The 16,362-nt window shown below is 35.6% G+C and carries 8 protein-coding genes and 7 pseudogenes; 7 read left to right on the top strand and 8 right to left on the bottom strand.

Translation table 11 applies throughout. From position 1 onward, the window contains the following. Positions 1–20 precede the first annotated feature (20 nt). Positions 21–1,070 (bottom strand): annotated as a pseudogene (ltrA, locus tag NL281_RS09285) (group II intron reverse transcriptase/maturase). 990 nt (positions 1,071–2,060) lie between these two features. Here ltrA (NL281_RS09285) and NL281_RS06265 point away from each other — a divergent pair. After that, positions 2,061–2,351 (top strand): annotated as a pseudogene (locus tag NL281_RS06265) (phage tail tube protein); the annotation flags it as partial. Between the two features lie 65 nt (positions 2,352–2,416). Beyond that, positions 2,417–3,202: a hypothetical protein gene (locus NL281_RS06260; protein WP_370274071.1), complete on the top strand. Its 786-nt coding sequence runs from the start codon at positions 2,417–2,419 to the stop codon at positions 3,200–3,202. A gap of 360 nt (positions 3,203–3,562) precedes the next feature. Here NL281_RS06260 and NL281_RS09280 read toward each other — a convergent pair. From NL281_RS09280 to NL281_RS06245, 4 genes and pseudogenes are all read right to left on the bottom strand, one after another. Continuing rightward, positions 3,563–3,992, bottom strand: a pseudogene (locus NL281_RS09280) (transposase); the annotation flags it as partial. A 208-nt stretch (positions 3,993–4,200) separates the two neighbouring features. Further along, the gene (locus tag NL281_RS06255) at positions 4,201–4,347 is read right to left on the bottom strand and encodes a hypothetical protein (RefSeq protein WP_253303177.1); all 147 of its coding nucleotides are present in this window, start codon (positions 4,345–4,347) and stop codon (positions 4,201–4,203) included. 135 nt (positions 4,348–4,482) lie between these two features. After that, a complete protein-coding gene (locus NL281_RS08850) occupies positions 4,483–4,725 on the bottom strand; it encodes a transposase (RefSeq protein WP_370274070.1) in 243 nt (80 codons plus the stop codon). A 71-nt stretch (positions 4,726–4,796) separates the two neighbouring features. Beyond that, entirely contained in the window at positions 4,797–5,099 is a 303-nt protein-coding gene (locus NL281_RS06245; protein ID WP_253303176.1) for a transposase, read from the bottom strand. A 154-nt stretch (positions 5,100–5,253) separates the two neighbouring features. Between NL281_RS06245 and NL281_RS06240 the strand changes: the two genes are divergently transcribed. The 5 genes and pseudogenes from NL281_RS06240 to NL281_RS06215 all read left to right on the top strand — a co-directional run bounded on the left by NL281_RS06240 (position 5,254) and on the right by NL281_RS06215 (position 11,538). Beyond that, positions 5,254–5,577: a hypothetical protein gene (locus NL281_RS06240; protein ID WP_253303175.1), complete on the top strand. Its 324-nt coding sequence runs from the start codon at positions 5,254–5,256 to the stop codon at positions 5,575–5,577. Positions 5,578–6,486: 909 nt separating this feature from the next. Then, a pseudogene (ltrA, locus tag NL281_RS09275) lies at positions 6,487–7,584 on the top strand (group II intron reverse transcriptase/maturase). A gap of 106 nt (positions 7,585–7,690) precedes the next feature. Further along, positions 7,691–8,913 (top strand): annotated as a pseudogene (locus tag NL281_RS06225) (IS4 family transposase). A 384-nt stretch (positions 8,914–9,297) separates the two neighbouring features. Continuing rightward, positions 9,298–9,939, top strand: coding sequence for a protocatechuate 3,4-dioxygenase (locus NL281_RS06220; RefSeq protein WP_253303174.1), 642 nt, complete (start codon positions 9,298–9,300; stop codon positions 9,937–9,939). Between the two features lie 96 nt (positions 9,940–10,035). Continuing rightward, complete coding sequence (locus NL281_RS06215; protein WP_253303173.1) at positions 10,036–11,538, top strand: leucyl aminopeptidase; 1,503 nt, start codon at positions 10,036–10,038, stop codon at positions 11,536–11,538. A gap of 637 nt (positions 11,539–12,175) precedes the next feature. Here the strand turns inward: NL281_RS06215 and NL281_RS06210 are convergent. From NL281_RS06210 to ltrA (NL281_RS09270), 3 genes and pseudogenes are all read right to left on the bottom strand, one after another. Then, positions 12,176–13,345, bottom strand: a complete 1,170-nt coding sequence (locus NL281_RS06210) for an IS4 family transposase (RefSeq protein WP_253302993.1) — start codon at positions 13,343–13,345, stop codon at positions 12,176–12,178. Between the two features lie 386 nt (positions 13,346–13,731). After that, positions 13,732–14,954: pseudogene (locus tag NL281_RS06205) on the bottom strand (IS4 family transposase). A gap of 106 nt (positions 14,955–15,060) precedes the next feature. Then, positions 15,061–16,158: pseudogene (gene ltrA, locus NL281_RS09270) on the bottom strand (group II intron reverse transcriptase/maturase). Positions 16,159–16,362 lie beyond the last annotated feature (204 nt).

The raw sequence follows: 16,362 nt of genomic DNA, 5'->3' as shown, positions 1-16,362 counted from the left end.
AGTGTCAGATCAAGTCTTGTTTAATACAGATAGTGTATAAATTGCTTTGAATTCATACTCTTCTTCTGACTACGTCGGTTTATCCATTTATACGCTAGCTTGATTACCCGCCAGAAGAATTTATTCAACCACCGGTAATTTCCGCTAACTCCGAAGTAGTTATAGTGTCCTGTTAGTTTTGCTTTAAGTATTGACCACCAATCTTTAAGGTGAACTTTATTTCGGATCTTTTTCACCCATTCTTTGATTTCTTTAAGTTTTCTAGATAGATTTTCTTTCGAGGTTTTATGACCTACCATTACTCTACCTTTACGACTCCTTGTACCATAATGGGTGAATCCTAGAAAGTTGAAACTTTCCGTTTTTCGTTTCTCCCTTATTCCTTGTTGCCACTCCTTTTTGCCAAACTTTACTATTCTTGTTTTGTCTTCAGATATTTCCAGTCCAAATTTTCCTAGCCTTTGTTTCAGTGACTCTAAGAGTTCTCTAGCATCTTTTTCTCTTTCGCAGCAAATCAGGTGATCGTCTGCATACCTAACTAGCTCCATATAACCTTTAGATCTTAGCTTGAATTTCTTTTCAAACCACAAATCCAGCACATAATGCAACTATATATTAGCTAGTATAGGACTTACTATTCCCCCCTGAGGTGTGCCTAGTTCAGTTGCTTCATAATGTCCTGCTTCGACTACTCCTGCCTTAAGAAATCGTTTTACTAACCACAGTATGTTTGGGTCTGTTATCCGTTCTCTCAAGCATCTCATTAGCCATTTGTGCTGGACATTATCAAAGAATTTCTTGATATCAACTTCTACTACATAGTTAGTTGGTCTGTACATAACTGCTTTATTTAGTGCATTTACCGCTTGATGACAGCTTCTACCAGGACGAAAACCATATGAGTTATCCAGAAAGTTAGCTTCATAAATATTTTCTAATATCTTCTTCAGCATTATCTGGACTAACTTATCTTCTGTAGACGGTACTCCAAGCCCGCGTTTCTCTTTGCTTCCAGCTTTTGGTATATATACTCTTTTCACTGGTTGCGGTTGATATCGCTTTCTTTTCATACTATCCACCAGAGTGTTGAGCTTCTCTTCAAGATTTTCTCCATAAGCTTCTACTGTCACCTGGTCTATACCGCATGCTTTGTTATGCTTTAGCTCTTTATAACATTCAGCAAGATTCTCTGCGTTTATCAGATGAATTAACGATTAAATTTCAATCGTTTATCTTGCCTGGCTCTTACTGCTATCTGATTTAGTTTTCTTTGCACGTTATTCCAACCTCCGTTGTATTGGCATAGCAATTCCTAAACCAGTCACTATATTGCTGACCGCTTCCCCTTGTATGTGGCTTTCCCACACTCTGAGTACTATCAATCAGTCCGACTTCCTTTATATCTTCCGTCAGTACTCGCCTTTGTTGACTTGTTCCAACGTACCTTAATAGGAATACAAAGGATCTCCCAAGTTTACGTAAACTCCATCTCAACACGTGATACGGCCTCAGATCCCGATAGAGTGAGTGATAACTTGCCCTATTGTTACCCTTCTTGCTGTCTTCCACTATATGCAACGTGTCGACCTCTATGACATCGAGAATTTCGGGACTCAATACCTTCACTTTCGTTGTACCCTGTGTTGTCCATTCCACTAGCTTTACTACGCTCGTTACCTTACGCAGCATAGTGGTTTGTTCCAGCCTGCTGGCTAGGCTTTGCCTGGGTTGGATTTTCACCAACTGGACTTTACGCACTTTGCTTGGCGCACGCATGTTTCACCTAAAAAGGACACATTTTAGACTTCTTTGTTGAAATAAAATAGAAACAAAAGTGCTGTTTCCTGCGGCTTCTGGATAATTTAATGGTAAAAGTTTTAGAGAGAAATTTTATACACTATCGCTGATATTTTTCCTTAAGTTGACGCCATTGTCCGTCCAGCCTCTACTTTTGAGAAGGGAACTCTTTTCTTTCCCACAGATTTTATATCTAAGGTATTGCCCAGAGTTTTTCCCTTCTCCATCTAATGCTTAAGCTTAAAGCATTAGATGCTTTTTTCAAGATACAAGATATTTCTTCTTTTGGCTGGAGAAAAGTATTGGATTCTGCTGGAAGCAGACACATTACGATAAAAATTAATGGAATTTTAGACTCTGTATTAGCTGATGAATTATTACGTAATTCTGCTATGCTAAACTCTAATAATGATTATGAAATTAGTTTTAATGCTAAGGAAAAGATAAGGCTTAGGTGTTCAGTTGAATTGTATGAGAGGTATTATGATCCTGTTACTTTTGACAGCTTTACTGTCGTTTTAGCTAGCGCTGAAGTTGTAAACGCTTTTCATTAATGTTAATTTAATCTTTTCATATACAATAGTAACTGGTGAGAATTTTAACTAAATTAAAAAAAATCATGAACGACAAAGACCTTTTCGAGGAAGACAGTGATGATATTGAAGAAAATAACGATGATAAAAGAGAGAAAAGTTTAGAAAATGAAAATCAGCAAAATCAAGAAGAACAACACAAAGAGGAAGATAAGCAATACATAATACAGTATATTCAAGACTATTTGAAAGTTTTTGAGGATATTCTAAATCAGATCGACGAAGGAATTGATAATTCGGATAGTTACGAAAGGACTATGCAAATAAAGCGAAGCATAGACAGGCTCATAGAGACTTTATATAGTCAGGCTGCGTCCGAAGATATTGATGCAGAATTTGAAACCACAAAGCATACTCGTGATAAATCAGAATCTATGAAAAGAGTTAGAGAGAAGAGAAGAAAGCAAGTGATAGAAGAAGTATTAAGTAGCATGTTTGCCCAGCAACAAAAGGAGCTAATGAACGCTAAACACTTAAGTCATGGACATGAAACAGCAAAAGATGGGGATGTCCACGAAGCAAAGGAAAAAGTGAAGTCTTCAATCAGGGGAGTGTTGTTTTCGGTGATTGCTCATAGGATGGATCCAAGAAGGAGAGCAGGGGAAACTGCTGACGATAACGAAAAGCAAGCTCATATACATGGCAGGGAAGCAGTTGGTGGAGCTTTAGGTGCATTGTTAAAAACGTTTTTAACAGCAGTTATTGCCGTTGTGCGTGAAATTGCTAAGCCACTTCAGAAACCGGAAACATCTTTTGCAAAACAAGTTGAAGAAAGCAGAAACGCAGATTCACAAAAGGGTCGATCTGTGTAGATTTCTCCTTGTAATAATCTTTCGATTCTACTGTCTGTTAATTCAAATTAGGGTTATAAAATTTTAGAAGCCAGCTCTTATATAACCAATTTATAGCAAGAAATTACGATACAAAAATCAGCGTCCGTTAGAAAATAAACATAACACAGGGTGATAGAGTTGCCCCTATCCATAAGCGTCAGTTAAGCTCAAAATTGTAAGCTTAAAATATGATTGAATAATTATTAATAATAGTATATAATTATTAACGTTTTTCAGGCATTTTTGTTATGGGTGCGCCAAGTAAGCATTTAGAATACAGTTGGTGAAAATCCAACTGACCTTACCCAGAAAAAGTGGAGAGAAAGTGTGGAATGTTTTTTACAAAAAGAATGATGCATCAAATTGTTCTGGAATGCAATAGTTAATAGTGACGTTGTTTGTTATAAAAAATTTCTAAGTATTCAAATATTGCAGTTCTAGTTTGTTGAGCAGAGTGTTGTGAAGTATCAATAAGTATTTCTCTTTTCAATGAGCTAAAGAAGCTTTCTGCAACAGAATTGTCGTAACAACAGCCTTTATTACTCATCTATATTCTTTACAGCTAAGAGATATTGATACCCTTGCGCAGTATATTGTGAACCTTGGTCACTGTGCAGCAGTAGATTTTTAACAGGTTTACGCCTATTAATGGCCATTAATAAAGAGTTCATAACCAATTGTTTATTTATTGCACTACTCATTAACTACCATACGTGAGAATTATTGCTGCCAAATATAGCCATCCCTCCTTGGTTTTGATGTAAGTAATCCCATACTTTATTCTTACTATTACCCACAAATATAAATGTTTGTTGCATAGCTCTTAATGGCATAACTTTTGCTTGAAATAACTGTTTATATGGTGCAATTTACAGCTTTTAGTTGCTAAAATTATAACTCTTAGTTTAATAATTTTAATCTAATAAGCTTTCAGGTTAATAAAATTAAATTATTTGAGTAAATACAATACTATGTTTTTATTTGTGGGTAATAGTAAGTACTTTATTTGGTTGATCAACAATAAAGTTTTGATCTAGTATATTGGGAGCTACAGCTCTATTATCTGTTTGTTGTTTTTTAATTTTAAACTTTCTTCTCAGTATAGCCCTTACTATTACCCACAAATAAAAACATAGTATTGTATTTACTCAAATAATTTAATTTTATTAACCTGAAAGCTTATTAGATTAAAATTATTAAACTAAGAGTTATAATTTTAGCAACTAAAAGCTGTAAATTGCACCATATAAACAGTTATTTCAAGCAAAAGTTATGCCATTAAGAGCTATGCAACAAACATTTATATTTGTGGGTAATAGTAAGAGTATAGCCCTGATGTCATTTTTCTGCATAATACTTTGCACCGTTTTCAAATTGCAACTTTTACCCAAAGCCTTCAATTCAGCATGAATTTTAGGAGCTCCATATCTACATTTAGAAACTTGATATATTTTTTGAATAGCTGCGAGTAGCTCTTTATTTGCTGATTCTCTACTGCTTATTTTTCTTGTGGTCCACTTATAGTAGCCACTAGCAGAAAATCCTACATAATTCCTGTACTTTATAGCAGTTACTATATAAAAAAATATTTTACTCTTTTTGACTGGCCAGGGCTTTTTTTTAAATGTCTCTTTCCCTTGTTACTCTTGCTTTGTAAATCAAACCTCTCTTTGTCGTAAGGAGCCATGTTACCTCTACCTGGAAATGCTTCTGCTGCCGACTTTTTTTCGTTGTGTTTCTTTATCCATTTTCCTAATAAACCACCCTTTATTCCTAAATCCTTTGCTGTTTTTGTAATTGTTTGACCTGCCTTTCTTTGTTCATTTGCCAGTTTAACAGCTTCCAATTTGAATTCTGCTGTATATTCTCTTACCATTTCTAATCCTCCAAAATTTTATTTTACCCAAAAAAACTCTTTTCTTTCTCTCCACTTTTTCTAGGTAAGGTCAGTCTTTAGGCACCCAAACAAAGGGAAATGCTGGATAAAAAGAAAATACTTTAAAAAGTATAATAACGATAACTGGCGTTTTATGATAAGTAACAAGATACATCTTATTATACACAGCGATCATGTTATTAAACGACATATCAAAGTGCAAAAAACCAGATCTCCATATGATGGTGATTGGGTATATTGGGGTAAACGTCTGAGAAAAATACCAGATAAGCCATTAAGAGTAATAAAACTATTGAAGTTACAACAAAGTAAATGTGATAATTGTAGACTATGGTTTAAAAGTGATGATACAATAGAAATACATCACAAAGACCGGAATAGACGAAACAATATGATCAAAAACTTATCTTTGTTACATGAACATTGTCACGATGAATTACACAGGAGGTGTGCATGAAAAGCACCAAATTGGAGAGAAGCCGTATGAGGCGCAAAGTCTCACGCAATGGCGTCAACTTAAGGAAAAATATCAGCGATAGTGTATAAAATTTCTCTCTAAATTTTTTATCATTAAATTATCCAAAGAGTGCAATAAACAGCACTTTTGTTTCTGTTTTATTTCAATAAAGAAGTCTAAAATGTGTCCTTTTTAGGTGAAACATGCGTGCGCCAAGCAAAGTGCGTAAAGTCCAGTTGGTGAAAATCCAACCCAGGCAAAGCCTAGCCAGCAGGCTGGAACAAACCACTATGCTGCGTAAGGTAACGAGCGTAGTAAAGCTAGTGGAATGGACAACACAGGGTACAACGAAAGTGAAGGTATTGAGTCCCGAAATTCTCGATGTCATAGAGGTCGACACGTTGCATATAGTGGAAGACAGCAAGAAGGGTAACAATAGGGCAAGTTATCACTCACTCTATCGGGATCTGAGGCCGTATCACGTGTTGAGATGGAGTTTACGTAAACTTGGGAGATCCTTTGTATTCCTATTAAGGTACGTTGGAACAAGTCAACAAAGGCGAGTACTGACGGAAGATATAAAGGAAGTCGGACTGATTGATAGTACTCAGAGTGTGGGAAAGCCACATACAAGGGGAAGCGGTCAGCAATATAGTGACTGGTTTAGGAATTGCTATGCCAATACAACGGAGGTTGGAATAACGTGCAAAGAAAACTAAATCAGATAGCAGTAAGAGCCAGGCAAGATAAACGATTGAAATTTAATCGTTAATTCATCTGATAAACGCAGAGAATCTTGCTGAATGTTATAAAGAGCTAAAGCATAACAAAGCATGCGGTATAGACCAGGTGACAGTAGAAGCTTATGGAGAAAATCTTGAAGAGAAGCTCAACACTCTGGTGGATAGTATGAAAAGAAAGCGATATCAACCGCAACCAGTGAAAAGAGTATATATACCAAAAGCTGGAAGCAAAGAGAAACGCGGGCTTGGAGTACCGTCTACAGAAGATAAGTTAGTCCAGATAATGCTGAAGAAGATATTAGAAAATATTTATGAAGCTAACTTTCTGGATAACTCATATGGTTTTCGTCCTGGTAGAAGCTGTCATCAAGCGGTAAATGCACTAAATAAAGCAGTTATGTACAGACCAACTAACTATGTAGTAGAAGTTGATATCAAGAAATTCTTTGATAATGTCCAGCACAAATGGCTAATGAGATGCTTGAGAGAACGGATAACAGACCCAAACATACTGTGGTTAGTAAAACGATTTCTTAAGGCAGGAGTAGTCGAAGCAGGACATTATGAAGCAACTGAACTAGGCACACCTCAGGGGGGAATAGTAAGTCCTATACTAGCTAATATATAGTTGCATTATGTGCTGGATTTGTGGTTTGAAAAGAAATTCAAGCTAAGATCTAAAGGTTATATGGAGCTAGTTAGGTATGCAGACGATCACCTGATTTGCTGCGAAAGAGAAAAAGATGCTAGAGAACTCTTAGAGTCACTGAAACAAAGGCTAGGAAAATTTGGACTGGAAATATCTGAAGACAAAACAAGAATAGTAAAGTTTGGCAAAAAGGAGTGGCAACAAGGAATAAGGGAGAAACGAAAAACGGAAAGTTTCAACTTTCTAGGATTCACCCATTATGGTACAAGGAGTCGTAAAGGTAGAGTAATGGTAGGTCATAAAACCTCGAAAGAAAATCTATCTAGAAAACTTAAAGAAATCAAAGAATGGGTGAAAAAGATCCGAAATAAAGTTCACCTTAAAGATTGGTGGTCAATACTTAAAGCAAAACTAACAGGACACTATAACTACTTCGGAGTTAGCGGAAATTACCGGTGGTTGAATAAATTCTTCTGGCGGGTAATCAAGCTAGCGTATAAATGGATAAACCGACGTAGTCAGAAGAAGAGTATGAATTCAAAGCAATTTATACACTATCTACAAGTTAATCCATTACCAAAACCAAGAATATGCTACTCATTATATACAAAATAGGAAATGCTGTGAATACTACATTGTGGAGCCGTGTGCGGGAAAGCTGCAAGCACGGTTCTGGTGGGGGAGTCATAGCGATAAAACTTAATCAGGAGGATTTAAAACTATGACTTCTACCAAACAAAAAGGAAAAAATTTTATTCTACAAATTAAAAATATAATATACTCGAAAGCTTTTCAGAGAATCCATTGTGTTGAGTTTTACACGAACAAGAAAACTTCCTTTTTCGGCAGTATTTTCTATGATTTTAAAGTTAGTTAAAAAAAGTTTGGGAATAGAATGTGAACTTATGGAGCCATTGACATGTACCCTCAAAGCAAGCTTTTTCTAAAGCAAGGTATAAGATTTGCCATACAGGCTTTCAAGAATTTAAGCATCCAAACAGCCTATCAGGATGAACCTGAGTTGGAGAGGCTATAGACTTATTGCAGCAGATGGTTCTGGTATGAGATTACCCAGCTCTGAGGAAATTGTATCCGAGTTTGGCCGCTTTAAACCAAATGGAACAACAGGCACAATGCCACCATTGGCAATTTGTTTGTTGATTTATGTACTTCGCTGATTTGCAGTGCTCGCCTTGCGGCTTGGAATGTGGGTGAGCAAACGTTAGCAGAAGAACAATTACCTGAAGTCGTTACTCAAATGCGTTCATTAAATCAAGATAGATTATTATTTATCTACGACCGTCTTCATTAAAATTCATTCAGCAGCATTATGAATTGAAAGTAGACTTTATTTTTCGCTTGCAAAAAAGAAATTATAGCAAGCTATGGGAACGAATTTCATCTGGTGAATTAGATTTTGATTTTGTGCTAGAAAATAAAACGAAAAGCCAAAAAGTAAGAGTAATAGTGCTGACATTAGCCAACGGAGAAACAGAGGTATTGGTTACTTCACTTTTTGATCGAGAAAAATTTACTTTGGAAGATATCAGCAAAGCTTATGTATTAAGGTGGCATATAGAGGAGTGCTATAAACGACTCAAAATAGGTGCAGAGTTAGAGAATTTTTCTGGCGTAAATTTAGAGGCTGTATTACAAGAATTTTGGGCAAACTTAGTCATGTGTAATATATTGTCGCTTCATATGTGTGATGCACAAGGGCCTTGGAATCCAGATCAAATTGCTGAGTATCGTTTAAATTTTTCGGTTTTATTTGGTGTAATGAGGCAGAAACTCTATCAGGTACTTATTGCGCCAAAAAACTTTCAAGCCCTTTTTGATAGAGCAAGTATACGCGCTAAAGTTAAAATCCGACCGGGACGATTGTATAGCCGCGATAAGGTAGATAAGCCCAAACGCCATCATGTCTTTAGGAGAGTTTGCTAATGAAAGTTCTTAAGTTGACGCCATTGCCTGAACGGATACAATTTACTAAACAGAAAAAAAGGCAAAAGAAACCCTAGGGTAGCTAGTTATTCACTATCCATTTTTTAAGTTGGCGTTTTTTAATGTTTTAAATAGCGCGTTTCAGCTTGTGTAGGTAAAAACCTAGAAATATTGTGAAGACATAAGGTGCACATAGTGCAAAAAATTAAAAATAAGACGCCAACTACGTTGTTTTCTTGCTGTTTAATCTGCACAGATGAAGATAACTGAATACCTTCAGTTTTATGATAAGGGGGCTGGCGAAGGGTGTCAAGCAAGTTTTTTCGTTTCTATTTCCAATAAAAGTTTGTTATATGGTTATGCAAGAAGTCTATTATAAATGAAATGAATGTGAAAAATATCTTATTAGCGTTTTTAGTACAAATGGTATTCAGTTTGCCGCTATTTGCAGCTGATCCTGTTTTGCTCAACTGCATTGAAACTCCAGAAATATATGACCTTGATGCAAGGCCAAAAAATTTTAGCTCTTCAAACAATTTAAGAAGGAAACCTGGTTCTCCAAATAGTGCAACAGGAGAATTAATACACATAGTGGGTAGAATTACTGATATAAACTGTTTACCAATACAAAATGCTGTAGTTTCTATATGGCACGCGAATTCACGCGGCGTGAACCATTACGATAAGAATATAGAGGATGATCCGAATTTTGCTGGATCAGGAAGGTTTGTAGTGAATAATCTTGGCTATTATAATTTTATTACGATAGCACCTGGTAAAATTGGTGATAGAGCTCCACATATCAACTTTCTAGTTCAACATCCGGATTTTCCGGAATTCACAACGCAAATGTTTTTTGTTGACCATAATTGCGATAATTGTGCTGATCCTGTTCTTGGAGATTTTGTTAGTAATGGGCTTGCAAGCCTTCTCATAACACCATTTACTTACAGTGATCAGGTCATAAAAACCTATACGTTTAACATTACCTTGGGCGGATATAATAAGTTCTCTAATAAAAGATAAAAACCCTTGCATGTAAGGGAGTCCATAGTAAACTTAAGTGTTATTGTACTTAGGATGTATATGAAAAATATCTTACTGATGTTTTTGCTATGTTTTATGTACAATTTACAATTATTTGCAACGGAGATACCAGCAATGAAAATAACAATTTCTAAAATTTCGCCCGATTTTAAAACAATAGTAATGGGTTTATTTGAAGACAACGAAACTGTAAATGATAGCGGAGTTTTGCAAAGAAAACAGGTCATAGATAATATAAAGCAATTTAGCGATTTCAATGGAAGTTTTGGTGAATTTTTCTCTACTGCTTTGCCAGAAGAAAAAAATGTTATAGTTGTTGGACTGGGTAAGAAGGATGAATGGAATGAAAATAAAGAATTAAATATTGGTGGTAAAATATATTGTGAGCTAAGCAGATTAAAAATTAAAAAAGCAGCGGTTTTAATCGAAGGTAGTGCAGCAAATGTTGCATATGGTGCGTTTCTGCGTAGTTTTAAGTTTGATAAGTATAAAACTAAAAAGGATGAGAAAATTACAGAGGTAGAGGAGATTACCGTATTAGTAAAAGATAAGCAATTAAGTAATGCTGAAAGATCATTTGAGCACTTAAGGCAAGAAGGTGAGAGTATATTCCTTGCGCGCTCTTTTATAACAGAGCCTCCTAACATTCTATATCCAGAATCCTATGCTGATCATATAAAAAAAGAACTTACTAAGCTTGGCCTTGAAATCGAGGTGCTTGATAAAAAGCAGATGGAAGAGAAAAAAATGGGAGCCTTGCTTGGAGTTGCACAAGGAAGTAGTAAAGAACCAAAATTAGTAGTGATAAAATGGAATGGAGCTTCTAAAGAACAAAAGCCTATAGCTTTTGTTGGTAAAGGTATAACGTTTGACACTGGTGGAGTATCACTCAAACCTTCACGTGGTATGGAGTCAATGAAATATGACATGGCAGGCTCTGCTACTGTGGTTGGGGTGATGCATGCTTTAGCAGGACGAAAAGCAAAAGTAAATGCGATCGGTGTGGTCGCACTTGCAGAAAATGCAGTGGGTGGTAATGCTCAAAGACCAAGTGATGTAGTAACTTCAATGTCTGGACAAACAATAGAAGTGTTGAACACCGATGCAGAAGGAAGGCTCATACTTGCAGATGCTTTATGGTATACGCAAGATAGATTCTCACCAAAATTTATGATTGATCTTGCAACTTTAACTGGTGCTATAGTGGTTGCACTTGGAAATAACGAATATGCTGGTCTTTTTTCAAATAATGATGAATTAGCAAACCGTCTGATTGATGCAGGAAATGAAGTAAATGAGAAGTTATGGCGTTTTCCTATGAATGAAACTTATGACAAAATTATTGATTCACCGATTGCTGATGTTCAAAACATCGCTCCTGCAGGCTCTGGTGGAGATAGCATAATGGCTGCACAGTTTTTACAGCGTTTTGTGAATGAAACTTGCTGGGCACATTTAGATATCGCAGGCACTGCTTGGCACGAGAAAGGTACTGACATTTGTCCAAGAGGAGCAGTAGGTTTTGGTGTAAGGTTACTTAATAAGTTGGTTGAGAAGTACTACGAAGCCAATGATTAAAGGTCTTTATACTGGATTTATGGCTTAGCTACATGAACGTTTATTTTTGAGGCGCAGCAAATGAAAGTAGCTGATACATATTTCTTTTTTTCTGGATTCCAGTGGGCTTTGTTGCATCGCTAGCTATGATGGATTAAAGATAAAAAAGGTGGAGAATATCAGTAGCTTATTATTCTGGTATTTATAACAAGAACGGTCAGTGAATACCTAAATTTGAGTAAAAGAAATTTCACTACCACTCACTAATCCGGCTAAAATTCAAGAATTTCAATGCTTTAGCTATTTTCAATAGAATTAAATTTATTAATGTAAATAATAAATTACTATTCTTAAATTTGATCAGATTGATTGCAAAAAAACAAGATTTTCAATAGGTTACTTATAATCCTAACTATAGTTAGCCTTTCATAAGTAGCGATGCAACAAAGCCCACTGGGATCCAGGAATTTTATTAAGTTGGTAAGCATAAAAGTAGCCGTTTTATGTTAAAACACAACGTTCTTGATGAGATTACGGCAAGGCTGGATTCCAGTGTCAAGCACTGGAATGACACCATAGGGGCACTGCCATCATAAAGGAACCAGTGTCGGCTACTCGGATGACATCATAGGGGCGCTGGGCATAAGTGTTGAAAGTATCAAAAATAACGTGATATGAGATGATCAACGGCATGTAAATTACCTCCCGACAGTAAAACAATCGAACGTATAAAAGAGTCATTTAGATCCAATGTGAATTGCAGTAATGCTATTTTGAACCCATGTAGATTATTTTTGATTTTATAAACAAGAAATAACAAAGCCGTAATAATAATCATGTAAATATACACCTTCATGCCATTCATAGTATGGCTTAAAAAGTGCTTATATCCAAGATTTTGCTTTATAAATTTAAAGAACACTTCTATATCCCATCTGCGCCTATATAGCTCTGTTACTTCATAAGCTGGCATTTCAAACAAGTTTGTCAAAAACCATATTTCATCTCCAATTTTATTTCTGATTTTTATTAGCCGTAGATCATGCTTTTCTGCCACTTTACCTCGTGCACGATAAAGATTAACTATTATATCTTCTAAAATCTCTGATCCATCCGATTTTTGTTCTCTTATAACTTTGTTCCTGCTTATAACATCATGTTTTCTTCCTACTTTAACTCTTGTGATAAATTTGTACTCCTTTTCATCAAATTCGGCAAAAGTTCCAACTTTTCTGATTCCTCTATCAAATAATAAAATATCCTCTTTTTCAACTTTAGCTTCATTAATTGCTCTCACTAATGCTATATCTTCACTACTTTCTTCTTGTCCTTTACAAAATCTTATACTTGTCGGCAATTGATCCTTTAATCCTACACTCACTTTAACTTGACTGTCGTTACTTTTACCGCCTATTTTTAGCCCATCTTTTATGAGATATCCCGATAAATTTATGATCGTCGAATCAAACTTATGTAAGTTATTTAATGTTTTTTGGGGTAATAGCTTTTTAATCTTGCTCATCAAATCAATATATACTCCCTTAAAATATTCTGGATTTATAACTTTTAACCTTTTTGACAAACCACTGTATGTTACTGTACTTTTATCGCTATTCTTATCCATTATACACCTGTTTATTACCATTTCTAGCGCTCTTAGGCTTGTTTTTTGCCCCATTAATATTAACTTCATTAGACCTTTAAATATAATCTTGCCCAACAATTTAGTATTACATTTATCTACTTCACTTAATTTTCCTAGCCTTTCTAAATCCTCATCTTTTATTAAATTTAGTACTCTTTCTATTTGATCCATTATTGCCTCCATTTTCTTGCAATAATAGTTCTTTATGTCTTTTTTGTGTTACTTTCAACACTTATGGATGACACCCTGACAATCGTCATCCCGCTACTTGTTAGCGGGATCTGGAGATACCGTGACGGTATGATGCTTACTATTACCCACAAATATAAATGTTTGTTGCATAGCTCTTAATGGCATAACTTTTGCTTGAAATAACTGTTTATATGGTGCAATTTACAGCTTTTAGTTGCTAAAATTATAACTCTTAGTTTAATAATTTTAATCTAATAAGCTTTCAGGTTAATAAAATTAAATTATTTGAGTAAATACAATACTATGTTTTTATTTGTGGGTAATAGTGAGGGTATGATGAGGGAGAACAGGCAATGGCGTCAACTTAAGAACTTTCATTAGCAAACTCTCCTAAAGACATGATGGCGTTTGGGCTTATCTACCTTATCGCGGCTATACAATCGTCCCGGTCGGATTTTAACTTTAGCGCGTATACTTGCTCTATCAAAAAGGGCTTGAAAGTTTTTTGGCGCAATAAGTACCTGATAGAGTTTCTGCCTCATTACACCAAATAAAACCGAAAAATTTAAACGATACTCAGCAATTTGATCTGGATTCCAAGGCCCTTGTGCATCACACATATGAAGCGACAATATATTACACATGACTAAGTTTGCCCAAAATTCTTGTAATACAGCCTCTAAATTTACGCCAGAAAAATTCTCTAACTCTGCACCTATTTTGAGTCGTTTATAGCACTCCTCTATATGCCACCTTAATACATAAGCTTTGCTGATATCTTCCAAAGTAAATTTTTCTCGATCAAAAAGTGAAGTAACCAATACCTCTGTTTCTCCGTTGGCTAATGTCAGCACTATTACTCTTACTTTTTGGCTTTTCGTTTTATTTTCTAGCACAAAATCAAAATCTAATTCACCAGATGAAATTCGTTCCCATAGCTTGCTATAATTTCTTTTTTGCAAGCGAAAAATAAAGTCTACTTTCAATTCATAATGCTGCTGAATGAATTTTACTGAAGACGATCATAGATAAATAATAATTTCTTTTGATTTAATGAACGCATTTGAGTGATAACTTCGGGTAATTGCTCTTCCGCCAACGTTTGTTCACCTATATTCCAAGCCGCAAGACGAGCACTACAAATCAGCGAAGTACACAAATCAACAAACAAATTGCCAATGGTGGCATTGTGCCTGTTGTTCCATTTGGTTTAAAGCGGCCAAACTCGGATACAATTTCCTCAGAGCTGGGTAATCTCATACCAGAACCATCTGCTGCAATAAGCCTATAGCCTCTCCAACTCAGGCTCATCTTGATAGGCTGTTTGGATGCTTAAATTCTTTAAAACCTGTATGACAAATCTTATATCTTGCTTTAGAAAAAGCTTGCTTTGAGGGTACATGTCAATGGCTCCATAAGTTCACATTCTATTCCCAAACTTTTTTTAACTAACTTTAAAATCATAGAAAATACTGCCGAAAAAGGAAGTTTTCTTGTTCGTGTAAAACTCAACACAATGGATTCTCTGAAAAGCTTTCGAGTATATTATATTTTTAATTTGTAGAATAAAATTTTTTCCTTTTTGTTTGGTAGAAGTCATAGTTTTAAATCCTCCTGATTAAGTTTTATCGCTATGACTCCCCCACCAGAACCGTGCTTGCAGCTTTCCCGCACACGGCTCCACAATGTAGTATTCACAGCATTTCCTATTTTGTATATAATGAGTAGCATATTCTTGGTTTTGGTAATGGATTAACTTGTAGATAGTGTATAAATTGCTTTGAATTCATACTCTTCTTCTGACTACGTCGGTTTATCCATTTATACGCTAGCTTGATTACCCGCCAGAAGAATTTATTCAACCACCGGTAATTTCCGCTAACTCCGAAGTAGTTATAGTGTCCTGTTAGTTTTGCTTTAAGTATTGACCACCAATCTTTAAGGTGAACTTTATTTCGGATCTTTTTCACCCATTCTTTGATTTCTTTAAGTTTTCTAGATAGATTTTCTTTCGAGGTTTTATGACCTACCATTACTCTACCTTTACGACTCCTTGTACCATAATGGGTGAATCCTAGAAAGTTGAAACTTTCCGTTTTTCGTTTCTCCCTTATTCCTTGTTGCCACTCCTTTTTGCCAAACTTTACTATTCTTGTTTTGTCTTCAGATATTTCCAGTCCAAATTTTCCTAGCCTTTGTTTCAGTGACTCTAAGAGTTCTCTAGCATCTTTTTCTCTTTCGCAGCAAATCAGGTGATCGTCTGCATACCTAACTAGCTCCATATAACCTTTAGATCTTAGCTTGAATTTCTTTTCAAACCACAAATCCAGCACATAATGCAACTATATATTAGCTAGTATAGGACTTACTATTCCCCCCTGAGGTGTGCCTAGTTCAGTTGCTTCATAATGTCCTGCTTCGACTACTCCTGCCTTAAGAAATCGTTTTACTAACCACAGTATGTTTGGGTCTGTTATCCGTTCTCTCAAGCATCTCATTAGCCATTTGTGCTGGACATTATCAAAGAATTTCTTGATATCAACTTCTACTACATAGTTAGTTGGTCTGTACATAACTGCTTTATTTAGTGCATTTACCGCTTGATGACAGCTTCTACCAGGACGAAAACCATATGAGTTATCCAGAAAGTTAGCTTCATAAATATTTTCTAATATCTTCTTCAGCATTATCTGGACTAACTTATCTTCTGTAGACGGTACTCCAAGCCCGCGTTTCTCTTTGCTTCCAGCTTTTGGTATATATACTCTTTTCACTGGTTGCGGTTGATATCGCTTTCTTTTCATACTATCCACCAGAGTGTTGAGCTTCTCTTCAAGATTTTCTCCATAAGCTTCTACTGTCACCTGGTCTATACCGCATGCTTTGTTATGCTTTAGCTCTTTATAACATTCAGCAAGATTCTCTGCGTTTATCAGATGAATTAACGATTAAATTTCAATCGTTTATCTTGCCTGGCTCTTACTGCTATCTGATTTAGTTTTCTTTGC

This window comes from Wolbachia endosymbiont of Phyllotreta cruciferae, assembly GCF_918697765.1.
GTDB classification, from domain to species: Bacteria; Pseudomonadota; Alphaproteobacteria; order Rickettsiales; family Anaplasmataceae; genus Wolbachia; species Wolbachia pipientis.
This window is presented reverse-complemented; position numbering and strand designations above follow the sequence as displayed.

Excerpts from the sequence above, each read along its gene's own strand:
- NL281_RS06210 (WP_253302993.1), bottom strand. The coding sequence starts at position 13,345 with ATGGAGGCAATAATGGATCAAATAGAAAGAGTACTAAATTTAATAAAA.
- NL281_RS06260 (WP_370274071.1), top strand. The coding sequence starts at position 2,417 with ATGAACGACAAAGACCTTTTCGAGGAAGACAGTGATGATATTGAAGAA.
- NL281_RS06220 (WP_253303174.1), top strand. The coding sequence starts at position 9,298 with ATGAATGTGAAAAATATCTTATTAGCGTTTTTAGTACAAATGGTATTC.
- NL281_RS06215 (WP_253303173.1), top strand. The coding sequence starts at position 10,036 with ATGTACAATTTACAATTATTTGCAACGGAGATACCAGCAATGAAAATA.
- NL281_RS06240 (WP_253303175.1), top strand. The coding sequence starts at position 5,254 with ATGATAAGTAACAAGATACATCTTATTATACACAGCGATCATGTTATT.
- NL281_RS06245 (WP_253303176.1), bottom strand. The coding sequence starts at position 5,099 with ATGGTAAGAGAATATACAGCAGAATTCAAATTGGAAGCTGTTAAACTG.